Origin of the sequence: Cellulomonas soli (assembly GCF_052036975.1) — a bacterium.
Classification (GTDB): Bacteria; Actinomycetota; Actinomycetes; order Actinomycetales; family Cellulomonadaceae; genus Cellulomonas; species Cellulomonas soli_A.
In genome coordinates this window covers 151,797-168,171 of sequence record NZ_JBQIAR010000003.1, presented here as the reverse complement: position 1 = coordinate 168,171, position 16,375 = coordinate 151,797, and the positions used below count along the sequence as shown (strand labels likewise).

The following is a 16,375-nucleotide window of genomic DNA, read 5'->3' as shown; positions in this document are numbered from 1 at the left end:
TGGGTGAGAGGAATCAGCGATGACAGGCAACAGGATGCGACGCAGGGCGGCCGCCCTCGTCCTGGGACTGACCGCCACCGCGGGTCTGGCGGGGTGCTCCGGCGCGTCGGGTGACGCCGCCGGCGACGCCCCCCTGGTCGGTGTCGCCATGCCCACGACGACGTCGGCCCGGTGGATCGCCGACGGGGAGAACCTGCAGCGCCAGCTCGACGCGCTCGGCTACACGGTCGAGCTGGAGTACGCCGAGGACGACGTGCCCACGCAGGTCGCGCAGCTGCAGGCGATGGTCGACGGCGGCGCCGACGCGCTGATCGTCGGGGCGATCGACGGCACCGCGCTGAAGGACGTGCTGGCGCAGGCGGCCGAGAAGGACATCCCGATCGTGTCGTACGACCGGCTGATCCGGGACTCGCCGGACGTCGACTACTACGCCTCGTTCGACAACTGGCGGGTCGGCGTCCTGCAGGCCAACTCGCTGCTGCAGGGCCTGGGTGTGCTCGACGCGTCGGGCCAGCGCACGGCTGCGTCGGGTCCGTTCGCCGTCGAGCTGTTCGCCGGCTCCTCGGACGACAACAACGCGACGGTGTTCTACAACGGCGCGATGTCGGTCCTCACCCCGCTGATCGACTCCGGTGTGCTCGTGGTGCCCTCGGGGCAGACGGACTTCGCCACGATCGCCACGCAGGGCTGGTCCGGTGACGTCGCCGCGGAGCGCATGGCCACGCTGCTGCCCGCGTACCAGGGCACCGGGCTGCACCTGGACGGTGTGCTCTCGCCGTACGACGGCATCTCCCGCAGCATCCTCGAGACCGTCTCGACGCTCGGAGGGCCGCTCCCGGTCGTCTCGGGTCAGGACGCCGAGCTCGACTCGGTGAAGTCGATCGTCGCGGGTGAGCAGTACGCGACGGTCTACAAGGACACCCGCCAGCTGGCCGAGGTCGCCGTCTCGATGGTGCGCGCGCTGCTGGACGGCACGGAGCCCGAGGTCAACGACACCGCCACGTACGACAACGGCCAGAAGGTCGTGCCCTCGTACCTGCTGGCACCGCAGCTGGTGACGGTCGAGAACTACGAGGCCGTGCTGATCGAGAGCGGCTACTACGAGGCGGCGGACCTGTGAGCGCCGGGTTCGTGAGCACGCGGGCAGCGCAGTCAGGTTCGGCACCCAGGACAGGCGGGACGACGACGATGGTCGGGACGAACGAGGAGTGGATTCCGCAGGGCGAGGCTCGCAGCAGCCGCGCGGCATGGTTCTGGGACCGCCCGGTGGGCGCCAAGATCGCTGTGGCGATGCTGGTGCTGGGCACCGTGTTCGCCATGGTCGGCGCGCTCGGCGCGGTGGCCCTGTGGCGGGCGGGCGAGAACCTGCGTGAGATGTCGGTGCTGACCGGTCAGCTGCAGTCGGCGATGTCGCAGCTGCGTGCCGACCAGGCGCGCAGCCACGTGCTGGTGCGCCGGGCCGCCTCGGCCTCGGACGAGGCCGTGCGCACCCAGCTGCTGGAGTCCTCGGCGTGGGTCGACGCGGACGTGGACCGTCAGGTCGCCACGATCGAGGAGTTCCCGCAGTCGGACACGGCGCAGTGGTCGGACTTCGTGGTCCGGTGGGACGCGTGGGTGGCCTACCGCGACACGACGCTGATGCCGCTGGTGCAGGCCGGTGACGAGGCGGGCCTCGCGGCGGCGATCGACGCCAGCGTCGCGGCCGACCCGGACTGGGCGGGCCGTGCGCTGTCGCTGGCCGAGGGCCAGGTCGGGGCGTCGGTCGACGAGATCCTGGCGGCCGGTCAGTCCGAGGTGGACCGCACGATCATGATCCTGGCGGTCTCGTTCATCATCGGCGCGTCGGTGTCCGGTCTGCTGGCGATGGCGGTCGTGCGGCGCCTGTCCCGCGCGGTGCGCGGGGTGGGGGCGGCGCTCGACGCCCTGGCCGAGGGTGACCTGACGGTGCACGCGCCGGTGGAGTCCGGTGACGAGACGGGTCGCATGTCGGCGTCGCTGGGCCGGGCCCAGGGTGCGTTGCGGGCCACGTTGTCCGGTGTCGTGGAGACGGCGGCGTCGGTGGCGGCGGCCTCGGAGGAGCTGTCGGCGGCGGCGTCGCAGGTGTCGGCGGGGTCGGAGGAGACCTCGGCGCAGGCGGGTGTCGTGGCGGCGGCCGCGGAGCAGGTGTCCCGCAACGTGCAGGCGGTGGCGGCTGGTGCGGAGGAGATGGGTGCCAGCATCCGGGAGATCGCGCAGAACGCGACGGAGGCGGCCAAGGTTGCCGGGGCGGCCACGGGGGTGGCGCAGGCCACCAACGAGCAGGTCGCCCGTCTGGGTGCCTCGTCGCAGGAGATCGGCAACGTGGTCAAGGTGATCACGTCCATCGCGGAGCAGACGAACCTGCTGGCGTTGAACGCGACCATCGAGGCGGCCCGGGCCGGGGAGGCCGGCAAGGGCTTCGCGGTGGTGGCCGGGGAGGTCAAGGAGCTGGCGCAGGAGACGGCCAAGGCCACCGAGGACATCGCCCGTCGGGTCGAGGCCATCCAGGCCGACACCACCGGCGCGGTGGAGGCCATCGGGGAGATCTCGGCGATCATCGCCAGCATCAACGACTACCAGCTGACCATCGCCAGCGCGGTCGAGGAGCAGACGGCGACGACCAACGAGATGTCCCGCGGTGTCGGCGAGGCGGCGACCGGGTCGGGTGAGATCGCGGTGAACATCACCGGCGTCGCCACCGCGGCCTCCACCTCGGCGCAGGTGCTCAGCCAGATGGGCGGTTCGGTCTCCGAGCTCGCGCAGATGGCCGCCGACCTGCGCGGACGGGTGGACGCGTTCACCTTCTGACGGGTCGCACGATCAGCCGGCGCCCGACGCCGGCGCACGCACACGGGGCGTGCCGAGAGAGGTCCTTCCACGGAGTTCTCACGGCACGCCCCGTGGCGTCGATGGGACGGACAGCAGGCTTTCGATCCGAGGAGCACCGATGAGCACCGCCCGCACCCCCGACGCCGGACGCCGAGCCTGGGCCGACCGGTCCGTGCTCACCAAGATCGTCGTGGTGGTGGCCGTCATGGCCGCCGCGGCCCTGCTGGTGACGACCGTCGCCCTGCAGGCCGTCAACGCCCTGCGCGCCGACGCCGCCGCGATGTACGAGTCGCGCGTGGTTCCCCTGACGCAGCTCACCGAGATCCAGCGCGCCTACCAGGGTGACCGCGCGCGCGTCATCCAGTACGGCATCGCGGACGCCGAGACGCGCGCCGAGCTGGCCACCGAGCTGGACGAGCGTCGGGTCGAGCTGGACGCCCTGGTCGAGGCCTACCGGGCCGTCGCGGTCGACGACGCTGCCGTCGACGCCATGGTCGGCGCGTTCGACGCCTACTACTCCGCCGCGCACGGTGAGCTGTTCCCGCTCGCGGACGCCGGCGACACCGAGGCGTTCGGTGCGTTCTTCCAGGAGACGATCCGACCGCTGACCACCGGGGTGATGGACGCGATCCAGGTCGAGACGGCCGCGCAGGAGGAGCAGGCAGCGGCCCTGTCCACGCACACCCAGGAGCTCGTGCAGACCTCGCGGGTGCAGGTGCTGGTCGCCTTCGGCATCGGTGCGCTGCTCGCGTTCGTCCTGGCGTTCGTCGTGGCCCGCTCGATCCGTCGTCGTCTCGACTCGACGGCCCGTGCGCTGGCGGCGGTGGGTGAGGGCGACCTGACCGTGGCGACCACGGTCGACGGCCAGGACGAGATCGGCCGCCTGGTGATCGCGCTGCAGACGACGCAGGACAGCCTGCGCGGTCTGGTCGCGGGTGTGGTGGCCACGGCGGGTTCGGTGGCGGCGGCCGCGGACGAGCTGTCGGCGGCGTCGTCGCAGGTGTCGGCGGGTTCGGAGGAGACCTCGGCGCAGGCCGGTGTCGTGGCCGCGGCCGCGGAGCAGGTCTCGCGCAACGTGCAGGCCGTGGCGGCTGGTGCGGAGGAGATGGGCGCGTCGATCCGGGAGATCGCGCAGAACGCGACGGAGGCGGCGAAGGTCGCCGGTGCGGCCACCACCGTGGCGGCCTCGGCCAACGACCAGGTCGCCCGCCTGGGCACGTCGAGCCAGGAGATCGGCAACGTGGTGAAGGTGATCACGTCGATCGCGGAGCAGACGAACCTGCTGGCGTTGAACGCCACGATCGAGGCGGCGCGTGCGGGGGAGGCCGGTAAGGGCTTCGCCGTGGTGGCCGGGGAGGTCAAGGACCTGGCCTCGGAGACGGCCAAGGCGACCGAGGACATCGCCCGCCGGGTCGAGGCCATCCAGGCCGACACCACCGGTGCGGTGGCCGCGATCGGGGAGATCGCCTCCATCATCGCCTCCATCAACGACTACCAGCTCACGATCGCCTCGGCGGTCGAGGAGCAGACGGCCACCACCAACGAGATGTCCCGCGGTGTGGCCGAGGCCGCCACCGGGTCCGGCGAGATCGCCGTCAACATCACAGGTGTGGCCACCGCCGCGCAGTCGTCGACCGCAGCCGTCGGGTCCGTCTCGGCGCAGGTCGCCGAGCTGGCCCAGCTGTCCGGAGACCTCCGCCAGCAGGTTGCCTCGTTCCGCCTCTGACGCGACCCGCTCGACCGCCCCGAGGGGTGGTGGCCACCGGGGGGTGAAATCTCCGGTTGTCACCCCCTTGGTGGTGTCGTCCTCGTCACACCTGGCCTGCCCCGGTCGATCAGTGAGGTGAGCGGCCCCGACGCCGCGCCCTCCGTCGAGGAGCACTCATGTCGCAGTCCGGATCCACCGCCAGGCGCACCGTGCGGGCCAAGGTGCTCGGGATCGTCGCAGCAGCCGCCGCGGTCGCGCTCACGCTCGGCGTGGTCGCCATGACCAGCACGACGCGTCTGCGCGCGACGACCGCCGAGATGGCGCAGACGCAGACCTCGGTGACCGCCTCGCTCAGCAACCTCAAGAACGCGCTGTGGACCATGCGCAACTCGGTCTCGGTGATCGGCATCTTCGTCGGCAGCGACGTCGAGGAGAAGGTCAGCGCCTACGTGGCCGCCAGCGACGGGCTCGACGAGGCCGTGACGGCGTTCACGGAGGCCTACGCGCAGTCCGGCGAGCAGTTGCCGGGGGACTTCGACGAGTTCCTCACCGCGCTCGATGGCTACCGCTCCGGTGTCGACGAGACGCTCGTGGTGCCGGCTCGCGCGGGCGACCGTGCCGGCTTCCAGGCGGCTCGCGACGGCCTGGGTGCCGTCGGTGGGCAGATGGTCGAGAGCCTGGGTGCGGTCGAGGTGACCGTGGCCGAGGACCTGGCCCGGGTGGCCTCCGACGCCGAGGCCGAGGCGACTCGCACCGTGGTGCTGATCGGCGTCGTGCTGGCGGCGGGCATCGTGCTGCTGGTGGTGCTCGGGCTGTGGTTCGCCGCCGCGCTGCGCCGCTCGGTGCAGTCGCTGCAGGTGGCGATCGACGCCCTGGCCACGGGTGACCTGACGGTGCGCGCCGAGGTGACCTCCTCGGACGAGCTGGGTCAGATGGCCCGGTCGCTGGGCACGGCCCAGGACGCGCTGCGGGCCACGCTGGCCGGTGTCGTGGAGACCGCCGGGTCGGTGGCGGCGGCGGCCGAGGAGTTGTCGGCGGCGTCGTCGCAGGTGTCGGCGGGTTCGGAGGAGACCTCGGCGCAGGCCGGTGTCGTGGCCGCGGCCGCGGAGCAGGTCTCGCGCAACGTGCAGGCCGTGGCGGCTGGTGCCGAGGAGATGGGCGCGTCGATCCGGGAGATCGCGCAGAACGCGACGGAGGCGGCGAAGGTCGCCGGTGCGGCCACGACCGTGGCGGCTTCGGCCAACGACCAGGTCGCCCGCCTGGGCACGTCGAGCCAGGAGATCGGCAACGTGGTCAAGGTGATCACCTCGATCGCGGAGCAGACGAACCTGCTGGCGTTGAACGCGACGATCGAGGCGGCGCGTGCGGGGGAGGCCGGTAAGGGCTTCGCCGTGGTGGCCGGTGAGGTCAAGGACCTGGCCTCGGAGACGGCCAAGGCGACCGAGGACATCGCCCGCCGGGTCGAGGCCATCCAGGCCGACACCACCGGTGCGGTGGCCGCGATCGGGGAGATCGCCTCCATCATCGCCTCCATCAACGACTACCAGCTCACGATCGCCTCGGCGGTCGAGGAGCAGACGGCCACGACCAACGAGATGTCCCGCGGTGTGGCCGAGGCCGCCACCGGGTCCGGTGAGATCGCCGTCAACATCACGGGTGTGGCCACCGCCGCCCAGTCGTCCACGCAGGCCGTGGGCGCGGTCTCCGACCAGGTCAGCGAGCTGGCCCAGCTGTCCGGCGACCTCCGCCGGCAGGTCGCCGCGTTCCGCTTCTGACCGGCCTCCTGCGAGGCAGCACGCAGTACCCACGAGAGGAGCCACCCGTGTCCATCGCACTCCCGAGCACCGAGGCCCTTGCCGTTGCACGCCGCCCCTGGGCGGATCGCTCGGTGCGGACCAAGATCCGGGCCGTGGCCGCGCTGGGCGCAGTCGTCGCCACCGTGGTCGGCGGCGTCGCGCTGGCCGGCTACGGGGCGCTCTCCTCGCGTACCCATGACCTGGCCGACCTGCAGGAGCTCTCGACGCAGGTCGGTGAGGTCAGGTTCCTCAACGGCGACATCGCCAGCTGGCAGCTGTCGTACATCTGGGACGTCTACCGGCTGGGTGCCGCCGAGGGCCTGGCCGACGGCTCGGCGAACCTGCAGGGCATGCGCGACTCGCGCGCCACGCTCGAGGACGCGCTGGCTGCCGTGGACACCAGCCTGCTGACGTCCTCCGAGCAGGAGACGTTCGCGCAGGTGCAGGACCTGTGGTCGCAGTTCGACGCGATCGACACCCAGATGCAGCAGACGTACGCCGCGGGCACGCCGGAGGCCCTGGCCGAGGCCGACGCGTTGCTGCTCGGCGACGGGTACACGGTCTACTTCGCCATCAGCGACGCCACCAAGGCGCTCGTCGACTCGCTGGGGGAGCGGACCTCGGCGGTGGTGGCTGATGCCGAGCACCAGGCCTCGCTGCTGCGGATCGTCGTGATCAGCGTGGTCGTGGCCGGTGCGGCCCTGGCGATGCTGGTCGGCTCGGTCGTGGCCGGGCGGATCCGCCGTGATGTCGGCGAGGTGCAGGGTGCTGTCGAGGCCCTGGCCGACGGCGACCTGACGGTGCCGCTGCACGTGCGTTCGCGCGACGAGCTCGGAGCGATGACGGCTGCCCTGGCGCGCGCCCAGGCGCAGCTGCGGGCGCTGCTGTCGGGGGTCGTCGAGACGGCCGGGGCGGTGGCGGCGGCCTCGGAGGAGCTGTCGATGGCGTCCTCGCAGGTGTCGGCGGGCTCGGAGGAGACCTCGGCGCAGGCCGGTGTCGTGGCCGCGGCCGCGGAGCAGGTGTCCCGCAACGTGCAGGCGGTGGCGGCTGGTGCCGAGGAGATGGGTGCCAGCATCCGGGAGATCGCGCAGAACGCGACCGAGGCGGCGAAGGTCGCCGGGGCGGCCACGGGGGTGGCGCAGGCCACCAACGAGCAGGTGGCCCGTCTGGGTGCCTCGTCGCAGGAGATCGGCAACGTGGTCAAGGTGATCACGTCCATCGCGGAGCAGACGAACCTGCTGGCACTGAACGCCACGATCGAGGCGGCCCGGGCCGGGGAGGCCGGCAAGGGCTTCGCGGTCGTGGCCGGGGAGGTCAAGGAACTGGCCCAGGAGACGGCCAAGGCCACCGAGGACATCGCCCGCCGGGTCGAGGCCATCCAGGCCGACACCACCGGCGCCGTGGAGGCCATCGGGGAGATCGGCGCCATCATCGCCAGCATCAACGACTACCAGCTCACCATCGCCTCCGCGGTCGAGGAGCAGACCGCCACCACCAACGAGATGTCCCGCGGGGTGGCCGAGGCCGCCACCGGGTCCGGCGAGATCGCCGTGAACATCACCGGCGTCGCCACCGCTGCCCAGTCGAGCACGCAGGCCATCGGTGCGGTCTCCGACCAGGTCGCCGAGCTGGCCCAGCTCTCCGGTGACCTGCGTCAGCAGGTGGCGGCCTTCCGCTTCTGAGGTTCTCGACACCGACCACGAGACCGCCTCCCGGCACCGGGGAGGCGGTCTCGTGCCGTGCACGGGCGACCGCTGACAACCGCGGAATCACGCGGTCTTCACCCCGAGCCGGGCTCACCGGGCCTCGCTGACGTCCGATCAGGCCGGTAGGCGCTCGTGTGGCGCCGCTGCTCGCAGAACCCCGAGAACGGAACCCCGCGATGTCGCATCCCCTCCCTGCCGCCCGCCGCTCCCGTCGGCTGGCCGACCTGCCGGTCGGTGCCCGCATCGGGGCCGCCCTGGCGATCGCCGTGCTCGTGCTGCTGTCGGTGACCGTGATCGGGCTGACGCGGATCGTGTCGCTCGACGACTCGATCGGCCGGCTGCACACCACCGCGATCGAGCCGCAGAGCTACCTGGTCGGCACGCAGCGCTGGTTCCAGGCCAGCCGCGCCCGGGTGCTGGAGTACGGCATGGTGCTCGAGGCCGACCGGGCCACGATCGTCGAGGAGCGCGCGGGCTACGACGCCGACGCGCTCGACAACATCGAGGGGTACGGCCCGTTCGTCCTCGACGACGCCGCGTACGCGGCCCTGCAGGACGCCTACGGGCGCTACCAGCAGGCGGCCGACGCGATCATGCCGTTGGCTGCCGAGGACCCCGTCGCGTACCACGACGCCTACGTGGAGCAGGTCCGCCCGCTCACCAGCGAGATCGGGGACGCGCTGCAGGCACTGACCGACTCCGTGGCCGCCCAGGCCGCCGCGGACGTCGAGGCGAGCGACGCGAACGCCCGCTCGGCCATCACCACGGTGATCGTCGTCGGCTCCCTCGGTGCCCTGCTCGCCATCGGGCTGGTCGTCGTGGTGGTCCGGCGCCACGTGCGCGACCTGGGTCGGGTGCAGCAGACGGTGGAGAGCATGGGCCGTGGTGACCTCACCGTGTCGGTCGACCTGGACTCGCACGACGAGCTCGGACGGATGGCGGGTTCGCTCAACACCGCCCAGCAGCACCTGCGTGACCTGATGGCCGGTGTGGTGGCCACCGCGGGGTCGGTGGCCGCGGCCGCCGACGAGCTGTCCTCGGCGTCCTCGCAGGTGTCGGCCAGCTCGGAGGAGACCTCGGCGCAGGCGGGTGTGGTCGCGGCGGCCGCGGAACAGGTCTCCCGCAACGTGCAGGCGGTGGCGGCTGGTGCGGAGGAGATGGGTGCCAGCATCCGGGAGATCGCGCAGAACGCGACGGAGGCGGCGAAGGTCGCCGGTGCCGCGACCGGGGTGGCGCAGGCCACCAACGAGCAGGTCGCCCGCCTGGGTGCCTCGTCGCAGGAGATCGGCAACGTGGTCAAGGTGATCACGTCCATCGCGGAGCAGACGAACCTGCTGGCACTGAACGCCACGATCGAGGCGGCCCGGGCCGGGGAGGCCGGCAAGGGCTTCGCGGTCGTGGCCGGGGAGGTCAAGGAACTGGCCCAGGAGACGGCCAAGGCCACCGAGGACATCGCCCGCCGGGTCGAGGCCATCCAGGCCGACACCACCGGCGCCGTGGAGGCCATCGGGGAGATCGGCGCCATCATCGCCAGCATCAACGACTACCAGCTCACCATCGCCTCCGCGGTCGAGGAGCAGACCGCCACCACCAACGAGATGTCCCGCGGGGTGGCCGAGGCCGCCACCGGGTCCGGCGAGATCGCCGTGAACATCACCGGCGTCGCCACTGCCGCGCAGTCGTCGACCACGGCCGTCGGGTCCGTTACGGAGCAGGTCGCCGAGCTGGCCGGGCTGTCGCGCACGCTGCGCGAGCAGGTGTCCGCCTTCACCTTCTGACGCGCGTCCCCTGCCGGACGTCAGACCACGCAGGCCGCCCTGGGGCCCTCCCAGGGCGGCCTGCGTGCGTCCGGGCGGTGGCGCGCCCGAGAACCCGCCGTGACCTGCGCACCCGTGCCGAAGGTCCTAGAGGCGCCCGACATCACCCCGCCGCGGCGCGGCAGACCGCTCAACGAGCCCCCGCACGCGCCGATGAGGACCTAGACGCCGCGCACCGCGCAGGCACCCGAGGAGGAGCACGTGACACGCATCCGCGTTCTCGTCGTGGACGACTCTGTCGTCGTGCGGCGGCTCGTGACCGACTCCCTCTCGCGCGACCCCCAGATCGAGGTCGTCGGAGTCGCAGCCAACGGCAGGCTCGCGCAGTCCAAGGTCGAGCAGCTCGCGCCGGACCTGGTGACGATGGACGTCGAGATGCCGGAGATGAACGGCATCGAGGCCGTGCGGGCCCTGCGCCGCGCCGGCCACACCATGCCGATCATCATGTTCTCCACGCTCACCGAGCGCGGGGCCGAGGCGACCCTGGACGCCCTGGTCGCCGGAGCCAGCGACTATGTGACGAAGCCCGCCAACGTGGGCAGCGTGCAGGAGTCGATGGCCCAGGTCGCCGACAACCTGCTGCCCAAGATCAAGGCCCTCGTGGCCAGCCCGGCCCTCGGCGGGCGTACGCGCGGCTCGCTCGGTGCCGGCCCCGCCGCCGGCGGCCTGCCGGGCGCCCGCAGCGTCGGTGCCCTGGCCCCGCCGCCCGCGCGCGTGCCCCGTGCCGTCACGACCCGCCCCGAGCCGCCGGTGCACCCGCTGAGGCTGGCGATCCTCGGGTCGTCGACCGGTGGGCCCGAGGCGCTGTCCAAGCTCTTCACGGCGCTCAACAACCCGCTGCCGGTCCCGCTGCTCATCACCCAGCACATGCCGCCGGTGTTCACCCGGCAGCTGGCGGCGCGGCTCGACCGCCTCGGTCCGGCGCAGGTGCACGAGGCCGGTGACGGCGTGCCGCTGCAGAACGGCCACGTGTACATCGCGCCCGGCGACCGGCACCTCGAGGTGCGCCGGGTCGGCGCGGCCCTGCAGACCCAGCTGACCGACGGTCCGCCCGTCAACTACTGCCGTCCCTCCGTCGACGTGCTGTTCCGCTCCGCGGTGCGGGCGTGCGGTGGAGACCTGCTGGCCGTCGTGCTCACCGGCATGGGGGCCGACGGTCGGACCGGCTGCGAGGACGTGGTCAGCGCCGGTGGCCTCGTGATCGTCCAGGACGAACCGACCAGCGTCGTGTGGGGGATGCCCGGCGCGGTCGCCACCGCCGGACTGGCCCACCGTGTCCTGCCGCTCGGCGACATCGCACCCACCGTCGAACGCGTGCTCCACGGCGCTGCCGTCGGTGCCGGAGGGGGAACCGCATGACCCTGAACCGTGACACGTTCACCTACGTGGCGGACCTGGTCCGTCGCCGCAGCGCGATCCAGCTGACGCCCGGCAAGGAGTACCTCGTCGAGAGCCGGCTGATGCCGCTCGCGCGCGAGTGCGGCGCTGCCGACGTCGACGCCTACGTCAGTGGCGTCCGCAGCCGGCCGACCGAGGTCGACCTGGTGCGGATCGTCGAGGCCCTGACCACCAACGAGACCTCGTGGTTCCGCGACTCGGCGCCGTTCGTGGCCCTGCGCCAGCACATCCTGCCGCCGCTCATCGCGGCACGCGGGCAGTCCGCGCGGCTGCGCATCTGGTCCGGGGCGTGCTCGACCGGCCAGGAGCCGTACTCGATCGCGATGACCCTGACCGATGCGCTCCCGGCGTCCATGTCGTTCGAGATCCTCGCCACGGACCTGTCGACCGAGGTGCTGGAACGGGCCCGCAGCGGCACGTACTCCCAGCTCGAGGTCAACCGAGGTCTGCCTGCGCCGATGCTCGTGCGTCACATGGTGCGCGCCGGGACCGACTGGCAGATCAGCGACGAGCTGCGCCGGGCGATCACGTTCAAGCAGCACAACCTGCTGGACCCCGCACCGCTGGGTGGGCCGTTCGACGTGATCTTCCTGCGCAACGTGCTCATCTACTTCGACCTGCCGACCAAGCGGGCGATCCTCGGTCGGCTCCGGCAGGTGCTCAAGCCCGACGGCATCCTCGTGCTCGGCGCGGCCGAGACCACGATCGGTGTCGACGACGACTGGGCCCGCATCCCCGTGGGTACCGGCTCGGTCTACCGACCGGGGGACTCGACCGCACCGGTCCCGCAGCCACGCACCCCGGTCAACGCCGTCCCCGCGGCCACCACGGCCCCGGCCTCGTATCTGTCCCGCACCACCCCGTCCACGCCCGTCACGTCCGTAGGAGCACGCCGATGAGAGCCCTCGTGATCGACGACTCGCGCACCATGCGGCGCATCGTCGCAGGAACCCTGGAGCGGCTCGGTTTCGAGACCGCCCAGGCCGAGCACGGCAGGGAGGCCCTCGACCTGCTCGACGCAGGCCTCGAGGTCGACCTCGCGTGCGTCGACTGGAACATGCCGGTCATGGACGGGCTGCAGTTCGTCACCGAGGTCCGCAACGACCCGAGCCGTCGGGGCATCACGCTCATGATGGTCACGACGGAGGCGGAGACCGCCCAGATCGTCAAGGCGCTGGCCGCCGGAGCGCACGAGTACCTGATCAAGCCGTTCACCCCGGACGCCATTCGCGACAAGCTCGACCTGCTCGGGCTCGTCCCCGTGGAGGAGACAGTATGAGCACCATCGTCGAGCAGGACCAGGTCTTCGCGATCGCCCAAGAGGTGTTCGCGGCGATGATCGACGGCGACGAGGGTCTCCTCGTCCCGCTCGAGGGTGACCTGCCCACGTTCCACGACCCGGTGGTCGCCTGGGTCGACCTGCACGGTGACCTGGCCGCCCGGTCGGCGCTGACCACCGAGATGGCCGTCGCGCACGACCTGGCCCGTGCGCTGCTCGGCATGGGCGAGGATGAGGAGGTCTCGCGCGCGGACCTCGAGGACGCGTTCGGGGAGGTGGCCAACGTCGTGGGTGGCAACATCAAGTCGTTGCTCCCGACCCAGGGCACCCTCGGGCTGCCGCAGGTCTCGGACGCGTTGCCCGACGTCTCGGGGGCGAGCCCGGTGCACGAGCTGCGGCTGGCCTGGCGTGGTCGCCCGATCGTGGTGACCACGTGGGTGTTCCTCTGAGCAGTTCCTCCAGTGACCAGCAGTTGATCGGAAAGGAAGACTCATGATCCGTGTCCTCGTCGCGGACGACAGCCGCGTCATGCGGCAGATCGTGATCCGTACCCTGCGGCAGGCCGGGTACGACTGGGACGTGCGGGAGGCCGAGAACGGCGCCGCGGGTCTGGCAGCCGTGCGGGCGGACGAGCCCGACGTGGTGCTCTCGGACTGGAACATGCCGGAGATGACCGGTATCGAGTTCCTGCGGGCGCTGCGTCGCGAGGGGTTCGCCACGCCGTTCGGCTTCGTCACCTCCGAGGGGTCGCCCGAGATGCGGGCGACGGCCGAGGCGGCCGGTGCCCTGTTCCTCATCGCGAAGCCCTTCACCCCGGAGGCGTTCCGCGAGGTCATCGAGCCGGCACTCGCATGAGCCAGGACACCCCGCTCCCCAACGCCAAGGACGTCCGCGAGATCGTCATGGGCCTGGTCGGTCGTGACGTCGAGGTGCTCACCGGTGGTGGCATGGTCGACCCGACCAGCCCGTCCGGTGCGCTCGTCGGCGTGTACGTCGACAACCGGCTGCAGCTGACGGCCCTGGTGATCCTCGACGTGCCGCTCGCGGCGTACATCGGTGCTGCGCTGGGTCTGGTGCCGGCGGCCGCCGCGAAGGACGCGGCGTACGAGGAGACGCTCACGGACAACCTGTCCGAGAACGCCGGCGAGGTGCTCAACGTCATGGCGTCGTTGTTCAACGCGGAGGGTGCCCCGCACGTGCGGCTGGACTGCGTGTACCAGCCGCGCGATCCGCTGCCGGCGGACATCGCCCAGTGGGTGCTGGCCTACGTGCGTCGCACGGACCTGGACATGACGATCGAGGGCTACGGTCGCGGGAAGTTCTCGCTCCTGGTGATCTGAGGTCCGGGCCGGCGTTCGCCGACGTCCGCCCGTGCGGCGGCGGCGATCTCCAGCACCGCGGGCGCCAGCAGGGCGAACGCCGCGCGGTAGGTCTTCTCCGTGCCCAGGTACGGGTCGATGACGTCGTCGTTCTCGGGTTCCGGGCGCACGGTCCGGCGTCGTGCGGCCGCCAACGGCACGATCGCCCGCAGCCGGTCGGCGGTCGTGGCACCCGTGCCGGGCAGGTCCGCGGGTTCCATGCCGAGCAGCAGGCGGGCCAGCTCACGCACGGTGAAGGTGCGCACGGCGGCGTGCGGCTCGAGCCGGACCACCTGCGAGCGGTGCTGCGCGGTCAGTGCGAGCACCAGGTCGGCCTGACGCAGCATGCCCGGGGTCACCTGGCGTGCCACGAACCCGGTGGGGTCGCACCCGTGCTCCACGAGCAGCCGGGCCGTGAGGTCGGTCATCGGCATCCCGGCCACGGCCCCGGTGCCGGCCGAGGCCACCTCGACGGCGGGCACGAGCCGACGACGGGCCGCGGGGACGGCAGGCCGCCGGTAGGCGGCCCCCAGCCGGGTGGCGAGCAGGCGCTCGACGGCGGGGGATCGGCAGACGTTCCCGGAGCAGACGGCGAGCACGCGGAACGGCGTGGGCACGTCGGCGGGGGTCACTCGTCCTATCCTGCCCGGCGCGACCGGTCAGGCAAGGCCTGCGCGGGCCTGCGGTGACCCGATCGGCCTAGCAGTTCCACCCGACCGGTGGTGTCCGGGGCGGCCCGCCTCGGTCCGGACCGGTCCGGCGCCCCCTCCCGTGTTACAGGCGTGTGAACTCCGCGGAACCGTCCACAGGTCCTGCACGGGCTCTGCCACACTTCGCGCATGGCATCCTCCCCCTCCGGAGCCGCGCCCTCCGAGGCTCCCCCCGCACCTCCTCGCTCGCCCCTCGACCGCTACTTCAAGATCACCGAGCGTCGCTCGACGATCGGCACGGAGATCCGCGGCGGCCTGACCACGTTCTTCACGATGAGCTACATCATCGTGCTCAACCCGCTGATCATCGGCACCGTGCCCGACAGCACGGGTCACTACCTCGGGGGCGGCACGGAGCCGAACCTCGCCCTCGTGGCGGCGGCCACCGCGCTCGTCGCCGGTGTGCTGTCGATCCTCATGGGTGCGGTCGCGAACTTCCCGATCGCGCTGGCCGCGGGCCTGGGGCTCAACGCCGTGGTCGCCTACTCGATCGCGACGCTTCCGGGCATGACCTGGGCCGACGCGATGGGCATCGTCGTCCTCGAGGGTCTCGTCATCCTCGTCCTGGTGCTCACGGGCTTCCGGACCGCGGTCTTCAAGGCCGTCCCGCGCGAGATCAAGGTCGCGATCTCCGTCGGCATCGGCCTGTTCATCTCGCTCATCGGGTTCGTCGACGCGGGCTTCGTCCGCCCGGGCAACCCGGTCCTGCAGCTCGGCATCGACGGCTCGCTGGCAGGCTGGCCGCTGCTCGTCTTCTCGCTGGGCCTGCTCACGGCCATCGTCCTCATGGTCAAGAAGGTCCGCGGCGGGCTGCTCATCGCGATCATCGGCACGACGGTCCTCGCGATCGTCGTCGAGCTCGTCGCCAACGTCGGTCTGCTCGACGCCGAGAACCCCACCGGCTGGAAGCTGAACACGCCGGCGCTGCCCGACTCGCTCGTCGAGGTGCCCGACTTCTCGCTCCTGGGCCAGTTCTCGCTCTTCGGGGCGTTCGGCAAGATCGGTGTCGTCGCCGTGGCGCTGCTGGTCTTCTCGCTGCTGCTGGCCGACTTCTTCGACACGATGGGCACCATGGTGGCCGTCGGCGCCGAGGCCGAGCTGCTCGACGACGAGGGCAACCCGCCGAACATGGAGCGCATCCTGGTGGTCGACTCCCTGGCGGCCGTCGCCGGTGGTGCCGGGTCGGTGTCCTCCAACACCGCCTACATCGAGTCGGCGTCCGGTGTGGGTGACGGTGCGCGCACGGGCCTGGCCTCCGTGGTCACCGGTCTGGCGTTCCTGGTGGCCACGTTCCTGTCGCCGCTGGTCGACATGGTTCCGTCCGAGGCGGCCGCCCCGGCGCTGGTCGTGGTCGGGTTCCTCATGGTCATGCAGGTCTCGGGCATCGACTGGAAGAACTACGAGATCGCGATCCCGGCGTTCCTCACGATGATCCTCATGCCGTTCACGTACTCCATCACCGCGGGCATCGGTGCGGGCTTCATCGTGTTCGTCGTGATCAAGGTCGCCGTGGGCAAGGCGAAGGCCGTCCACCCGCTCATGTGGGTGGCTGCGGCGCTGTTCGTCGCCTACTTCGCCCTCGGTCCGATCAAGGACGCCATCGGTATCTGACGTGGCACCACGCTGCGCCACGGCGCAGTGCTGATGCCTGACGGGCCGGGTCTGCCACGTGCGGACCCGGCCCGTCGTGCGTGCGGGTGCGACCCGGACATCACCCGACCTCACCCGGGTCGTCCGGCGGTGGCTGGCTACCATG

At 71.8% G+C, this 16,375-nt stretch carries 14 protein-coding genes; 13 read left to right on the top strand and 1 reads right to left on the bottom strand.

Features of this window, described 5'->3' with window-relative positions:
* Window positions 1-19 precede the first annotated feature (19 nt).
* The 12 genes from chvE to ACTHAM_RS04625 all read left to right on the top strand — a co-directional run bounded on the left by chvE (window position 20) and on the right by ACTHAM_RS04625 (window position 13,891).
* The gene (gene chvE / locus ACTHAM_RS04680; protein WP_440684852.1) at window positions 20-1,120 is read left to right on the top strand and encodes a multiple monosaccharide ABC transporter substrate-binding protein; all 1,101 of its coding nucleotides are present in this window, start codon (window positions 20-22) and stop codon (window positions 1,118-1,120) included.
* 68 nt (window positions 1,121-1,188) lie between these two features.
* Entirely contained in the window at window positions 1,189-2,826 is a 1,638-nt protein-coding gene (locus ACTHAM_RS04675) for a methyl-accepting chemotaxis protein (RefSeq protein WP_440684850.1), read from the top strand.
* Window positions 2,827-2,965: 139 nt separating this feature from the next.
* A complete protein-coding gene (locus ACTHAM_RS04670) occupies window positions 2,966-4,573 on the top strand; it encodes a methyl-accepting chemotaxis protein (RefSeq protein ID WP_440684848.1) in 1,608 nt (535 codons plus the stop codon).
* 158 nt (window positions 4,574-4,731) lie between these two features.
* Entirely contained in the window at window positions 4,732-6,330 is a 1,599-nt protein-coding gene (locus ACTHAM_RS04665) for a methyl-accepting chemotaxis protein (RefSeq protein WP_440684846.1), read from the top strand.
* A 47-nt stretch (window positions 6,331-6,377) separates the two neighbouring features.
* The gene (locus ACTHAM_RS04660) at window positions 6,378-8,033 is read left to right on the top strand and encodes a methyl-accepting chemotaxis protein (RefSeq protein ID WP_440684844.1); all 1,656 of its coding nucleotides are present in this window, start codon (window positions 6,378-6,380) and stop codon (window positions 8,031-8,033) included.
* Between the two features lie 200 nt (window positions 8,034-8,233).
* A complete protein-coding gene (locus ACTHAM_RS04655) occupies window positions 8,234-9,835 on the top strand; it encodes a methyl-accepting chemotaxis protein (RefSeq protein ID WP_440684842.1) in 1,602 nt (533 codons plus the stop codon).
* Between the two features lie 240 nt (window positions 9,836-10,075).
* Window positions 10,076-11,233 carry a protein-glutamate methylesterase/protein-glutamine glutaminase gene (locus tag ACTHAM_RS04650; RefSeq protein ID WP_440684839.1) on the top strand — a complete coding sequence of 386 codons (1,158 nt, stop codon included), beginning with the start codon at window positions 10,076-10,078 and terminating at the stop codon, window positions 11,231-11,233.
* Complete coding sequence (locus tag ACTHAM_RS04645; protein WP_440684837.1) at window positions 11,230-12,171, top strand: CheR family methyltransferase; 942 nt, start codon at window positions 11,230-11,232, stop codon at window positions 12,169-12,171. The genes ACTHAM_RS04650 and ACTHAM_RS04645 overlap by 4 nt, the downstream gene beginning before the upstream one ends.
* Entirely contained in the window at window positions 12,168-12,551 is a 384-nt protein-coding gene (locus tag ACTHAM_RS04640) for a response regulator (protein ID WP_440684835.1), read from the top strand. The genes ACTHAM_RS04645 and ACTHAM_RS04640 overlap by 4 nt, the downstream gene beginning before the upstream one ends.
* Window positions 12,548-13,000: a chemotaxis protein CheX gene (locus ACTHAM_RS04635; RefSeq protein WP_440684833.1), complete on the top strand. Its 453-nt coding sequence runs from the start codon at window positions 12,548-12,550 to the stop codon at window positions 12,998-13,000. The genes ACTHAM_RS04640 and ACTHAM_RS04635 overlap by 4 nt, the downstream gene beginning before the upstream one ends.
* A 43-nt stretch (window positions 13,001-13,043) precedes the next feature.
* A complete protein-coding gene (locus ACTHAM_RS04630) occupies window positions 13,044-13,406 on the top strand; it encodes a response regulator (RefSeq protein WP_440684831.1) in 363 nt (120 codons plus the stop codon).
* Window positions 13,403-13,891 (top strand): hypothetical protein, encoded by a 489-nt coding sequence (locus ACTHAM_RS04625; protein WP_440684829.1) that lies wholly within the window; start codon window positions 13,403-13,405, stop codon window positions 13,889-13,891. Before ACTHAM_RS04630 ends, ACTHAM_RS04625 begins: the two co-directional genes overlap by 4 nt.
* Here ACTHAM_RS04625 and ACTHAM_RS04620 read toward each other — a convergent pair.
* Window positions 13,855-14,541, bottom strand: coding sequence for an arsenate reductase/protein-tyrosine-phosphatase family protein (locus tag ACTHAM_RS04620; RefSeq protein ID WP_440684827.1), 687 nt, complete (start codon window positions 14,539-14,541; stop codon window positions 13,855-13,857). The two genes, ACTHAM_RS04625 and ACTHAM_RS04620, sit on opposite strands and share 37 nt — an antisense overlap.
* 207 nt (window positions 14,542-14,748) lie before the next feature.
* Between ACTHAM_RS04620 and ACTHAM_RS04615 the strand changes: the two genes are divergently transcribed.
* Window positions 14,749-16,230, top strand: coding sequence for an NCS2 family permease (locus ACTHAM_RS04615; protein ID WP_440684825.1), 1,482 nt, complete (start codon window positions 14,749-14,751; stop codon window positions 16,228-16,230).
* Window positions 16,231-16,375 lie beyond the last annotated feature (145 nt).

What these genes read in the sequence shown, in the direction of transcription:
- ACTHAM_RS04640 (WP_440684835.1), top strand. Translation starts at nt 12,168, where the DNA reads ATGAGAGCCCTCGTGATCGACGACTCGCGCACCATGCGGCGCATCGTC.
- ACTHAM_RS04665 (WP_440684846.1), top strand. Translation starts at nt 4,732, where the DNA reads ATGTCGCAGTCCGGATCCACCGCCAGGCGCACCGTGCGGGCCAAGGTG.
- ACTHAM_RS04655 (WP_440684842.1), top strand. Translation starts at nt 8,234, where the DNA reads ATGTCGCATCCCCTCCCTGCCGCCCGCCGCTCCCGTCGGCTGGCCGAC.
- ACTHAM_RS04675 (WP_440684850.1), top strand. Translation starts at nt 1,189, where the DNA reads ATGGTCGGGACGAACGAGGAGTGGATTCCGCAGGGCGAGGCTCGCAGC.
- ACTHAM_RS04645 (WP_440684837.1), top strand. Translation starts at nt 11,230, where the DNA reads ATGACCCTGAACCGTGACACGTTCACCTACGTGGCGGACCTGGTCCGT.
- chvE (WP_440684852.1), top strand. Translation starts at nt 20, where the DNA reads ATGACAGGCAACAGGATGCGACGCAGGGCGGCCGCCCTCGTCCTGGGA.
- ACTHAM_RS04625 (WP_440684829.1), top strand. Translation starts at nt 13,403, where the DNA reads ATGAGCCAGGACACCCCGCTCCCCAACGCCAAGGACGTCCGCGAGATC.
- ACTHAM_RS04635 (WP_440684833.1), top strand. Translation starts at nt 12,548, where the DNA reads ATGAGCACCATCGTCGAGCAGGACCAGGTCTTCGCGATCGCCCAAGAG.
- ACTHAM_RS04670 (WP_440684848.1), top strand. Translation starts at nt 2,966, where the DNA reads ATGAGCACCGCCCGCACCCCCGACGCCGGACGCCGAGCCTGGGCCGAC.
- ACTHAM_RS04630 (WP_440684831.1), top strand. Translation starts at nt 13,044, where the DNA reads ATGATCCGTGTCCTCGTCGCGGACGACAGCCGCGTCATGCGGCAGATC.
- ACTHAM_RS04615 (WP_440684825.1), top strand. Translation starts at nt 14,749, where the DNA reads ATGGCATCCTCCCCCTCCGGAGCCGCGCCCTCCGAGGCTCCCCCCGCA.